The organism is Nocardia veterana NBRC 100344, from assembly GCF_000308855.1.
Taxonomy (GTDB): domain Bacteria; phylum Actinomycetota; class Actinomycetes; order Mycobacteriales; family Mycobacteriaceae; genus Nocardia; species Nocardia veterana.
In genome coordinates this window covers 231949-245147 of the sequence record NZ_BAGM01000117.1, presented here as the reverse complement: position 1 = coordinate 245147, position 13199 = coordinate 231949, and the positions used below count along the sequence as shown (strand labels likewise).

1 protein-coding gene is annotated in these 13199 nt (G+C 71.0%); it reads left to right on the top strand.

Annotation, left to right across the window (positions count from 1 at the left end):
- The coding region (locus tag ON37_RS22730; RefSeq protein ID WP_051031925.1) for a non-ribosomal peptide synthetase at nt 1-12806 on the top strand (12806 nt) is incomplete at its 5' end.
- Nucleotides 12807-13199: the final 393 nt, after the last annotated feature.

The window sequence follows — 13199 nt, the reverse complement described above, 5'->3', positions numbered from 1 at the left end:
TCGCGGCGGCGGTCCAGCGCCTGGCCAAGGCGCACGGCGCGACCGCGTTCATGGTGTGGCATGCGGCGTTGGCGGTGCTGCTGGCCCGGTTGACCGGCGGCGACGACATCGCGATCGGCACCCCGGTCGCGGTACGGGGCGCGCGGGCGCTGGACGACCTGGTCGGCATGTTCGTCAACACCCTCACCCTGCGCACCCGGCCGCGGCCCGACCACACCTTCGGGGAGGTGCTGGCGCATACCCGCGAGGTGGATCTGGCCGCATTCGGCCACGCCGCCCTGCCGTTCGACCGCGTGGTCGACGCGGTGGGTGCGACCCGCTCGCCGGACCGCAACCCGCTGTTCACGGTGTCGCTGAGCTATCTGAATCTCGGTAACCGTACGCACGCCGTACCCGGGCTGGTCCTCGAACCGATCGAGGTCGATCGGCCGGCGGCCAAGTTCGATCTGCAGTTCACGGTGTCGGACGAACTCGATGCCGACGGCCACCTGCCCATCGAAATCACCTATGCCACCGATCTTTTCGACCGCGAGACGGTTGCGGCGCTGCTCCGCCGGCTGGGCCGGGTGATCGGCTCGGCCGTGGCCGAACCGCGACGCGCGATCGGCGATATCGACCTGTTGTCGCCCGCCGAACGCGCCGCCCTGCTCGACACCGGCCCGGCGCCGTGGGTCGCGATCCGGACCCTGGACCAACTCCTGGCCGAGGCGGCCCGGCGTCATCCCACCGGGATCGCGCTCACCCAGGCGGGTCGCGAACTGGGCTATCGCGAACTGGATGCCCGGTCCAATCGGCTGGCGCGGCTGCTGATCGAATCCGGCTGCGGGCCGGAGGATTTCGTGGCGATCGCGATCACTCGCTCGTTCGAGTGGATCGTCGCGTGGTGGGCGGTCGCCAAGGCGGGTGCGGCATTCCTCCCCGTCGACCCGGACTACCCCGCCGACCGGATCGCGCATATGCTCACCGATTCCGGTGCCGCCGTGGGTATCACCACCCGCGCGAACGCCGGCGCCCTGCCCGCCGCGGTGCGCCCACTGGTCCTCGACGATCCCGAACTCGAGGCTCGGCTGCGGCACTTCTCCGACGAGCCGATCGCCGATTCCGAGCGCGTGCGGCCGCTGCGGCCGGAGAATCCAGCCTGGATGATCTACACCTCCGGCACCACCGGCAAACCCAAGGGCGTCGTGGTGAGCCATACCGGTGTCGGCGCCATCGTCGCCGCGCACCGCCGGCACTACCGGGTCGATTCCGGTGTGCGGGTCCTGCACGCCTCCTCGCCGAGCTTCGACGCCTCGATGCTGGAACTGCTGATGGCCTTCGCGGGCTCGGGGACCGCGGTGATCGCCCCCGTCGGGGTGTACGGCGGTGACGAACTCACCCAGCTGCTGCGGGAGGAGCGGGTGACCCACGCCTTCATCACCCCGGCGGTGCTGCGGACCCTGGATCCGGCGGCCCTGCCGCGGCTGCGGCGACTCACCGTCGGCGGTGAGGCGTACGGGCCCGAACTGGTGGCGCGCTGGGCCGGCGACCGCGACTTCCACAACACCTACGGACCCACCGAGACCACGGTGTTCGCGACCGTGAGCGCGGTGAAGCGGGCCGGTGATCCACTGGATATGGGTGGCCCGATCACCGGTATGTCCGCCGTAGTCCTGGACGGGCGGCTGCGTCCGGTTCCGCTCGGCGTGACCGGTGAGCTGTACCTGCGCGGTCCGGGCCTGGCCCGCGGATACCACGCACGGGCCGGGCTGACCGGCGAGCGCTTCGTCGCCGACCCGTTCGGGGCGCCCGGCGGCCGGCTGTACCGGACCGGCGATCTGGTGCGCTGGGTGGCGCGCGGCGACGGCCGGGTCCTGGAGTACGTGGGCCGGTCGGACCATCAGGTGAAGGTGCGCGGACTGCGCATCGAACTGGGTGAGATCGACGCGGTGCTCAGCGCGCACGGGTCGGTCGACTTCGCGGTGACGCTCGGGGTCCGGGACGCGGCGGGGGAGACCGCGCTGGTCTCGTATGTGGTTGCCGCGCCGGGACATACCGTCGACGTCGACGAATTGGTGGCGCACGCCGCCCGCAGCCTGACCGCGTACATGGTGCCGGCGGCGATCATGGTGATCGACCGGATTCCGCTGACGCCGACCGGCAAGCTGGATCGGAAGGCGTTGCCGGAACCGGTGTTCCGGAGCACCGAGTTCCGCGCCCCACGCTCGGCCGGCGAGGCCACCGTCGCCGAGATCGTGGCGGGTGTCCTGGGGCTCGCTGGATCCGCGCGGGTCGGGCTGGACGACGACTTCTTCGCGCTGGGCGGAAATTCGCTCACCGCAACGCAATTGGCAGCGCGGCTGGGTGCCGCCTTCGACACCACGGTGCCGGTGCGGACGATCTTCGAGCACCCCACGGTGGCCGAGTTGACCGCGGCCACCATGGCGACCCGGGGCGGACCGGCCCGCCCCGCGCCCACGCCGCGCACGACCGACGGACCGGTGCCGCTCTCGCCGGCGCAGCAGCGGATGTGGTTGCTGAACCGGATGGACGACACATCCGCCGCGTACACCATCCCGCTGGCCTTGCGCCTGCGCGGCGACCTCGACGTCGCCGCGCTGCAGGTGGCCGTCGCCGACGTGGTGGCCCGTCACGAGGTGTTGCGCACGGTGTACCCGCAGACCGAATCGGGGCCGGTGCAGGTGATTCTCCCGATCGCGCAGGCGCCGATACCGCAGCTGGATCCGGTGCCGGTGCCCACGGCCGATCTGCCGAACACGGTCTCGGAGTTCGTCACCGCCGCCTTCGACGTCACCGCCGAGGTTCCGCTGCGCGCCCGGCTGTTCACCGCCGCCGACGCCGTCGCCGAGCACGTCCTGGTCGTCGCCGTCCACCACATCGCCGCCGACGGCTCCTCGCTGGTCCCGTTGGCCCGCGACGTGATGACCGCGTACGCCGCCCGCCGATCCGGAACCGCGCCCGCCTGGGCCCCGTTGCCGGTCCAGTACGCCGATTTCGCACTGTGGCAACGGGATCTGCTCGGCGCCGAGGACGATCCGGACTCGCTCGCCGCCCGGCAGCTGGCGTTCTGGACCCGCACCTTGGCGGCGCTGCCCGATCAGCTCGCGCTGCCCACCGACCGCCCGCGTCCCGCCGTGGTCTCCACCGCCGGCGGCACCGTGGATTTCACGGTCGACCCGGCCCTGCACGCCCGGCTGGTGGAGCTCGGCCGCGCCCGCGGCGCGACGCTGTTCATGGTTGTGCACGCCGCCTTCGCGGCGCTGCTGGCGCGGTTGTCGGCCACCGCAGACATCGCTGTCGGCACGCCGATCGCCGGGCGCGGGGACACCGCGCTCGACGATGTGGTCGGCATGTTCGTCAACACCCTGGTGCTGCGGACCCGGATCGACCCGGACGCCGGATTCGCCGACCTGTTGGCGACCGTGCGCGACGGGGACCTGGCGGCCTTCTCCCATGCCGACATTCCGTTCGAGCGCCTGGTCGAGGTACTCAACCCGGTTCGTTCCACGGCCCGGCATCCGCTGTTCCAGGTCGGCTTCTCCTTCCACAACCAGGCCGCGGCCGACTTCGTGCTCGACGGATTGACCGTCGATACCGCCGATTTCGACACGGCGGTATCGCAATTCGATCTGCATCTGGTGATCACCGATCGTTACGACGCGTCCGGGACGCCCCTCGGGCTGGCCGCCTCGTTCACCTACGCCAGTGCGTTGTTCGATCCCGCGACGGTGGACGGTTTCGGACAGCGGTTGCTGCGGCTGCTCGAGGCGATCTGCGCCGATCCGGACCGGCCGATCGGGTTGGTCGATCTGCTCGGTGCGGACGAGCGCGTCCGCATCCTCGACGGCTGGAACGACACGCACGATCCCGCCCTCGTCGGCACCACCCTGCCCGAGCTGTGGAATGCGACGGTGGCGGCCGCGGGCGCAGCGCCGGCGCTGATCGTCGACCACGCCGGATCGGTCGAGCGGGTCGACTACGCCGAGCTCGCCGGCCAGGTGAACCGTCTGGCCCGGCATCTCGTCGCGATGGGGGTGGGCCCGGAGACCCGGGTCGCGCTCGCCATGCGCCGGTCTCGGGAGCTGATCGTCGCCATGTACGCGGTCGCCGTCGCGGGCGGCGCCTATGTGCCGGTCGATCCCGATCAGCCGGCCGGCCGGGTCGATTACATCCTGCGAACGGCGGACCCGACATGTGTGCTCGTCAGCGGTCCGGCCGGGGTAGCGGTACCCGAAACCGGTCTGCCGGTCGTGGATGTCGCGGCGGCCGACCTCGCGCGGCTGTCCACCGACCCACTGACCGATCGTGACCGCCGCGCCCCGCTGTCTCCGCAGCATCCGGCCTACGTCGTCTTCACCTCCGGCTCGACCGGACGACCCAAGGGCGTGACCGTCACCCATGCGGCGATCACCAACCAGTTGCTCTGGAAGACAGCGGAATTCGGCATGGGCGCCGACGATGTCGTGCTGTTGAAGACGGCCGCTACCTTCGACCTGTCGGTGTGGGAGTTCTGGTCCGCCGCCGTCGCGGGCGGCCGGCTGGTCGTCGCCGCGCCGGACGGTCATCGTGATCCGGGTTATCTCGCCCATCTGATGACGCGCGAGGGCGTGACCACGCTGCACGTGGTGCCGTCGATGCTGGACGCCCTGCTGACCGCGACGGGCGATCGACTGCCGGCGTCGCTACGACGGGTGCTGGCCATCGGCGAGGCACTGCCGGCGGCGACCGCGCAGCGGATGCGGGCCGGCGGCTCGGCTCGGCTCTACAACCTCTACGGCCCCACCGAGGCCGCGGTCTCCATCACGGTGCATCCGGTCGACGATTCCGACGTCGCTACGGTCCCGATCGGCCGGCCGGAGGCGAACAGCGCGGTCTACGTGCTGGATTCGCGCCTGCTGCCGGTGCCGGTGGGCGTTCCCGGTGAGCTGTATCTGGCGGGTGCGCAGCTGGCTCGCGGGTATCACGGCCGGGCGGGGCTGACCGCGGAACGGTTCGTCGCCAACCCCTTCGCCCCGGGCGCCCGGATGTACCGAACCGGTGACCTGGTGGTCTGGAACGCGGCCGGCGGGTTGGAGTACCGGGGCCGCACTGACTTCCAGGTCAAGGTGCGCGGATTCCGCATCGAACCGGGTGAGATCGAGGCGGCGCTGCGGGCACTGCCGGGGATCGCGCAGGTCGCCGTGCTCGCTCAGCCGGATCCGCGGACCGGGGATCGGCTGGTCGCCTACCTCGTACCGGCCGCCGCCGAGCTCGACCCGGCCGCCGTGAAAACCGCGCTGGCCCAGACACTTCCCTCGTACATGGTGCCGGAGGCGTTCGTCGTGCTCGACGCGTTGCCGCTCACGGTGAACGGCAAGCTGGACCGCGCCGCACTGCCTCGCCCGGCGTTCGAGGCAACCGCCTATCGCGCGCCCGAGACGGCGGCCGAGCAGGCGATCGCCGAGATCTTCGCCGCGGTGCTGGGTGCGGACCGGGTCGGCGCCGACGACGATTTCTTCGCTCTCGGCGGCAACTCGCTGCTGGCCACCCAGGTCGTGGCCCGGATCGGCGCCGCCTTCGACACTCGCGTCCCGGTGCGGTTGCTGTTCGAGGCCGCGACGGTGGCAGCCCTGGCGGCCCGCGTCGCGGAGTACATCGGGACCGGTGAGCGCGTCGCGCTGACCGCTCGACCGCGGCCGGAAGTGCTGCCGCTGTCGCTCGCGCAGCAGCGGATGTGGTTCCTCAACCGGTTCGAACCGGAATCGGCGGCCTACAACGTGCCCGCGGCCGTGCGGCTGTACGGGGACCTGCGGGTCGAGGCGCTGCAGCAGGCCGTACTCGACGTACTCGGCCGGCACGAGGTCCTGCGCACCGTGTACCCGCAGACACCGCACGGCGTCGTGCAACACATCCTGCCGGTCGCGCAGGTTCCGGCCGAGCTGATCCCGCAGCCGACGGCCGCGGCGGAGGTGGGCGCACGCATCGCCGAGCTGGCCGGCCTCGGTTTCGACGTCAGCACCGAGGTGCCGATCCGGATTGCGCTGCTGCGGATTTCGGCGTCCGAGCACGTACTGGTGTTCGTGGTCCACCACATCGCCGCCGACGGTTGGTCGATGCGGCCACTGACGCGTGACGTGATGCTCGCCTACGCCGCCCGCACTGCCGGCACGGCCCCGCAGTGGGCGCCGCTGCCGGTCCAATACGCCGACTACGCGCTCTGGCAGCGGGCGGTGCTGGGATCGGAAGACGATGCGCGGAGCCTGATTTCGACCCAGGCCGAGTACTGGCGCGAGCGGCTCGCGGGACTGCCCGACGAGGTGAACCTGCCGACCGACCGCCCCCGGCCGGCGGTGCAGTCCGCCCGTGGTGGCCGGGTGGTGTTCCCGATCTCCCAGCAGCTGCGGACGCGGCTGACCGAACTGGGCCGGGCGCACCACGCGACGCTGTTCATGGTGGTGCACGCGGCGTGGGCGCTGTTCGTGGCCCGGATGTCGGGTACCGACGACGTCGCGATCGGCACCCCCGTGGCCGGACGCGGTGAGGCCGAACTCGACGATGTGGTCGGCATGTTCGTCAACACGCTGGTACTGCGCACCCGGGTGCCCGGCGAGATCGATTTCATCGAATTGCTCGACCTCGTCCGCGATACCGATCTCCAGGCGTTCGGGCACGCCGACCTGCCGTTCGAGCGTCTGGTGGAACTGGTCGATCCGGAACGTTCCACCGCGCGGCACCCGCTGTTCCAGGTGATGCTGACGTTCCAGAACCTGCCACAGCGCGAATTCGAGCTCCCGGGGCTACGGGTCGAGGCGGTCGATTTCGACTTCGACGCCGAACAATTCGATCTGTCGCTGACCGTGCAGGAAACCGCCGACGGACTGCTCGCCGACCTGTCGTACGCCCGCGATCTGTTCGATCACGGAACCGTCGAATCCTTCGCCCGGCGCTTCACCGGACTGCTCGCGGCGGTCGCGGACGAACCGCGGCGCCCGGTCGGCACCGTGGCGCTGCTGTCCCCGGCGGAGTACGAGCGGTTCACCCACATGGACGGTGGCCCGGTGCTCGCGCGCGATCTGCTGCCGGAGGTCCTCGTCCGGGGCGTGCGCTTCGGTCCGGAGCGCGTCGCGGTGCGCATCGACGGCCGCTCGGTGACCTACGGCGAACTGGATCGACAGTCCTCGCAGTTGGCCCGGGTACTGATCGAGGCCGGGGTGGGGCCCGAGCGGGCGGTCGCGATCGCCCTGCCGCGCTCCTACGAGATGATCGCCGCGGTCTGGGCGGTGGCGAAGGCGGGCGGGGCGTACGTCCCGGTCGACCCGAGCTACCCGCCGGAGCGGGTCCGGCACATGGTGACCGATTCGGCAGCCGTAATCGGCGTTACCACAACGGAATTCGTGGCCGGACTGCCCGCCGCGACCGATTGGCTGGTGCTCGACGACCCGGCCACCGCCGATGCCTGTGCCCGCCGCCGCGCCGAGCCGGTCACCGACGCCGACCGAATCCGTCCGCTGCGCCCGGACAACGCGGCGTACACGATCTACACCTCGGGTTCGACCGGTCTGCCCAAGGGCGTCACGGTGACCCACCGCCGAGTCGCGAATCTGGCCGCGCACGCCACCCGGCTGTGCCGGGTCGAGCCGCGGCATCGGTTCCTGCACGTCTGCTCGCCGAGTTTCGACCAGTCCCTGGAGGAGTGGCTGCTCGCCTTCGGTAGCGGCGCCACCCTGGTGATCGCGCCGCCGGCGATTCTCGGCGGACGGGAACTGGCCGAGCTGCTCCGTGCCGAGCGGGTCACCCACACCATGATCACGCCGGCGATGCTGGCCACCGTGGATCCGGCCGATCTGCCGGATCTGGAGGTGGTCGGTGCCGGCGGCGATGCGACCACCCCGGAGCTGCTGGCGAAATGGCAGCCGGGCCGGCGCTTCGTCAACAGCTACGGCCCGACCGAGGCCACCATCTCCTCGGCCTACGCCGTACTGGTCGCGGGTGCGCCGATCACCATCGGCACCCCGGTCCCGGGGTCGGTGACGCTGGTGCTGGACGCGCGATTGCAACCGGTGCCGCCGGGGGTCGCGGGTGAGCTGTACGTCGTCGGTGACGCGTTGGCCCGCGGCTACCACCGCCGCGCCGGCCTGAGCGCGCAACGGTTCGTGGCCTGCCCGTGGGGTGGACCCGGGACGCGGATGTACCGCACCGGCGACCTGGTGCGCTGGATCGTCGGCCGGACCGGCGAGTGGGAACTGGAATATCTGGGCCGCACCGATTTCCAGGTCAAGATCCGCGGATTCCGCATCGAACTCGGTGAGATCGACGCGGTACTGACCGGACACGACGACATCGACTTCGCCGTCACGCTCGGTCGCGAAACTCCGACCGGGGCCACGGCGCTGGTGTCCTATGTGCGGGCGGTCCCGGGCCGTTCGGTCGATCCGCAGCAGCTGATCGGTTACGCCGCGCGGAGCCTGCCGGCGCATATGGTGCCCGCCGCCGTGGTCGTGCTGGACGAGGTTCCGCTCACCCCGGTCGGCAAACTGGATCGGAAAGCGTTGCCGCAACCGCAGTTCCGCGCTCGGGACTATCGGGAGCCGGGCACGCCGCAGCAGCGACTGGTCGCGGCCGTGCTCGCCGAGACACTCGGTGTGCCCCGGGTCGGCGTCGACGACGACTTCTTCGAACTCGGCGGCAACTCGCTGATCGCCACCCAGGTCGTCGCCCGGCTCGGCGATCGGCTGGGCAGCCGGATTCCGGTGCGCACGGTGTTCGAGGCCTCGACGGTGCGTGCCCTGGCCGAACGGCTCGCCGCACACGGCGGTGGTGGCCGGCCCGCGCCGGCCGCACGCCCTCGCCCGCAGCGGATTCCGTTGTCGCCGGCGCAGCAGCGCATGTGGTTGTCGAACCGCATCGATCCCGGCTCCGCGGCGTACAACGTGCCGTTCGCGGTGCGGCTGACCGGTGCCGTGGACACGGCGGCGCTGGTCCGCGCGTTCGCGGACGTGGTCGACCGGCACGAGGTGCTGCGCACGATCTATCCGGAATCCGACGGCGGACCGAGTCAGGTCGTGACGGCCACGGCGGAACCGGAGTTCCGGATCGGGACGGTGACCGAGGACGAGGCGGAATCGGTTGTCGCCCAGCTGCTTTCCCGGCCATTCGACGTCACCACGCAGGTCCCGGTCCGGGGCGCGCTGCTGCGCGTGATCGATGCCGACGAACCGGCGTATCTGCTGGTGCTGTCACTGCATCACATCTGTGCCGACGGCGCCTCCGCCGCACCGCTGACCCGGGACCTGCTGGCCGCCTACACCGCCCGCCGCGCCGATGCCGCGCCGCACTGGCCGGCGCTGCCGATGCAATACGCCGACTACGCGCTCTGGCAGCGCGAGTTGCTCGGCGCCGAGGACGATCCACAGTCGCCGGTATCGGTGCAATCGGAGTATTGGCGCACCGCCCTGGCCGGCCTTCCGGAGCAGCTGGACCTGCCGGCCGACCGGCCGCGTCCGCTGGTGCAGTCGCTGCGCGGGCGAGCGATATCGTTCGAGATCTCCGCCGAGCGGCATGCCGCTCTGCACCGGCTCGCGCGCACCCGGCGCGCCTCGCTGTTCATGGTGGTCCAGGCCGCGCTGTCGGTGCTGCTGGCCCGGCTGTCCGGAACCGACGACATCGCGGTCGGCGCACCCGTCGCCGGGCGGGGGGAGGCCGAGCTGGACGATCTCATCGGCATGTTCGTCAACACCCTGGTGCTGCGCGCCCGGATCGCGCCACGGGACTCCTTCGCCGACCTGCTCGATCAGGTGCGGGAGACCGATCTGGCGGCATTCGCCAACAGCGACGTGCCGTTCGAGCGGCTGGTCGAACTGCTCGATCCGGCCCGGTCGACCGGCCGTCATCCGCTGTTCCAGGTGGCGTTGTCGTTCCAGAACCTGAACCGGGCCACCGTCCGGCTACCCGGCCTCGAGGTGCGTGAGCTCGAAGTCGACACCCGCACATCGCAATTCGATCTGCACTGGTATCTCACCGACACCTACGACGAGACCGGCGCACCGGCCGGTATCGCCGCCGCCGTCACCTATGCCACCGACCTGTTCGACGCGGCCACCGTGCAGCGGTTCGTCCAGCGCTTCCTGCGAGTGCTCGATGCCGTCGGCGCCGATGCCGCCGTCGCCGTCGGCGATATCGATCTGCTGGATGCGGACGAGCGCCACCGCCTGCTGGTCGACTACAACGACACCGGGTGGAATCCGGCGCTACCCGCGACCGGGGGCGACCATCCGCATACCCTCACCGCCCGGTTCGCCGCCGCGGTGGCCGCGCACCCATGCACGGTGGCGCTGGCCGAGGACCGCGCGGGAATCGCTGTGGCGCAACGGGTCCTGACCTACGCCGAATTCGCCGCACGCACCAACCGGCTGGCTCGCTATCTGATCGACCGGGGAATCGGACCCGACCGGCGGGTGGCGGTGGCGATGCCGCGATCGATCGAACTGCTCGTCGCGGTCTACGCGGTCCTCGCCGCCGGCGCCGCGTACGTGCCGATCGATCCCGACCAGCCGGCCGAGCGGCGCCGACACATCATCGCGACGGCGCAGCCGGAATGCGTACTGGCCCTGGCCGATTCGGCGATCGACGACGCGATCGCCGTCGACGAGCTGGACCTCTCTCACTACGCCGACGATCCGGTGACCGACGCGGATCGGCGGTCCCCGCTGCGACCGGACCACCTCGCGTACGTGATCTTCACTTCGGGTTCGACCGGCCGCCCGAAGGGGGTCGCGGTCAGCCACGCGGCGATCGTCAACCGGCTGCTGTGGATGCAGTCCGAATACGGTCTGACCACCGAGGATGTGGTACTGCAGAAGACCCCGGTGACGTTCGACGTGTCGGTGTGGGAGCTGTTCTGGCCCTTGCAGGTCGGCGCTCGCCTGGTCGTCGCGGCGCCGCAGGGACATCGTGATCCGGACTATCTGGCGCGGGTGGTGGCCGCCGAATCGGTCACCACGCTGCATTTCGTGCCGTCGATGCTCGCGGCCTTCCTGGCCGAATCCGATCTCGGGTCCTGCGGTTCGCTGCGCCGCGTGTTCGCCTCCGGCGAGGCCCTGCCGGCGGCGGTGGCGCAGCGGCTGGTGGCTCGCACCGGCGCTCGATTGCACAATCTGTACGGCCCGACCGAGGCCGCGGTCGATGTGACGTATCACGAGGTCACCGGGCGCGACACCACGACCGTGCCGATCGGTCGTCCGGTCGCCAACACCCGTGTGTACGTGCTGGATTCGCGATTGCGGCCGGTCCCGGCGGGTGTCACCGGCGAGCTGTATCTGGCCGGCGCGCAGTTGGCGCGCGGATACCTGGCACGGCCGGATCTGACCGCCGAGCGGTTCGTCGCCGACCCCTTCGCCACCGGTGAGCGGATGTATCGCACCGGCGACCTGGCCACCTGGAACGCCGACGGCGAACTGGAGTACCGCGGCCGCTCCGACTTCCAGGTGAAGCTGCGCGGTCTGCGCATCGAACCGGGGGAGATCGAGGCAGCGCTGACGGAATTGCCGGAGGTGGATCGGGCCGTGGTCGTGGTGCACGGCGACGACGCCGCGCAGCAGCAACTGGTGGCCTACGTGGTCGCGGCGCCCGACCGGTCGGTCGACGGCGACCGCCTGCGCACGGCCCTGGCGCACCGGCTGCCGGCCTATATGGCGCCCGCCGCCGTGGTCACCCTGGCCGAGCTGCCGGTCAACGCCTCCGGCAAGCTCGACCGCCGGGCGCTTCCGGCGCCACCGCGGCAGGCCCGGGAATTCCGCGCGCCCCGGACGGCGGCGGAGCGCACGGTGTGCGAGGCCTTCGCGCAGGTACTCGACCTGGAACGCGTCGGGCTCGACGACAACTTCTTCGAACTCGGCGGCACCTCGCTGCTGGCGACCTCGCTGGTCGCCCGGCTCGGCACCACCCTCGGCCGCCGGGTGCCGGTCCTCACGCTGTTCACCGCGTCGACGCCAGCGGCCCTGCTCGCGGAGTTGGACGCCGGCGCGGGAATCGACGCCGATGCCGCGTTCGATGTGCTACTCCCATTGCGGCGCAACGGGTTCGGCGAGCCGCTGTTCTGCATCCATCCGGTGGGCGGGGTGGCGTGGTCGTTCGCCGGGCTCGCCGCCGTGATCGAGCGGCCGCTCTACGGTCTGCAATCGCCGGCGCTCAGCGGTGCGAGCCTGCCGGGCAGCGTCGAGGAGTGGGCGGGCCACTATGTGGCGGCGATCCGCTCCGTGCAGCCGGAGGGTCCGTACCACCTACTGGGCTGGTCGTTGGGCGGCGTGCTGGCACATGCCGTGGCGGTGCGGTTGCAGGACGAAGGTGAACAGGTTGCCCTGCTCGCTGTCATGGACAGCCACCTCGGGCCGACCGTCGCCGACGGGGGCGAACCGGTCGCCGTCGCCGAACTGTTGGGCGGCCTGCTCGGCGAGCGCGCCGGCGAGATGGGCGAGCCGGCGCTCGATGCCGATATCGCGTCGGTGTTGGCGACATTGCCCGAACCGTTCGCCGGCCTCGGCACGGACCGCATCACGAGCATCCTGGATGCCGCGGTGCGCTCGGTCGAACTGGTCGCGGCCCACCGGCCCCGGACCTACCACGGCGATCTGACGTACTTCGTTGCCGCGCAAGACGAGTCGAGCGCGCCGGCGGTCGCGCAATGGTCGGCGGTGGTCACCGGCGACATCGGCAGCCACGTCCTGCCCGCCACCCATTGGCGAATGACCTCCGCCGCGGCACTGAGCCGCATCGGCGCGGTCCTGACCGAACTCGATCGACGCAGGGAATTCGGCGAAACCGCGCAGTGACAACGGTATTCGCCGCCAAGCCCGGAACCGAAGCGGTTCCGTGCGGTCCGTCGGCGCCGGCCCGGCGTCACGGTCCGCGACCGGAAAGAAAGAAGGAAGAAAAAGTATGGACGGCACTGTCGACTACGCCGCAATCCTCACCCAGGTGCTGACCTTCCTCAGCTCGGGCTCCAGCATCGCGTACACCCCGAAGTAACCGCGCACCAGGAAAGGATTCTCCACTGATGGATACCGGAAGCGCCGGTCTCGGCAGCATTTTCACCGCACTGGCAAACCTGCTCTCCTCCGGATCGGCGATATCGGTAACGCCGGGCACCTGATCGCGGTGCGGGCTCGGAATCCGCGAGCCCGCACCCCCGTCTGCCTCGGCGGACGGAAATCGTTCTGCACGAA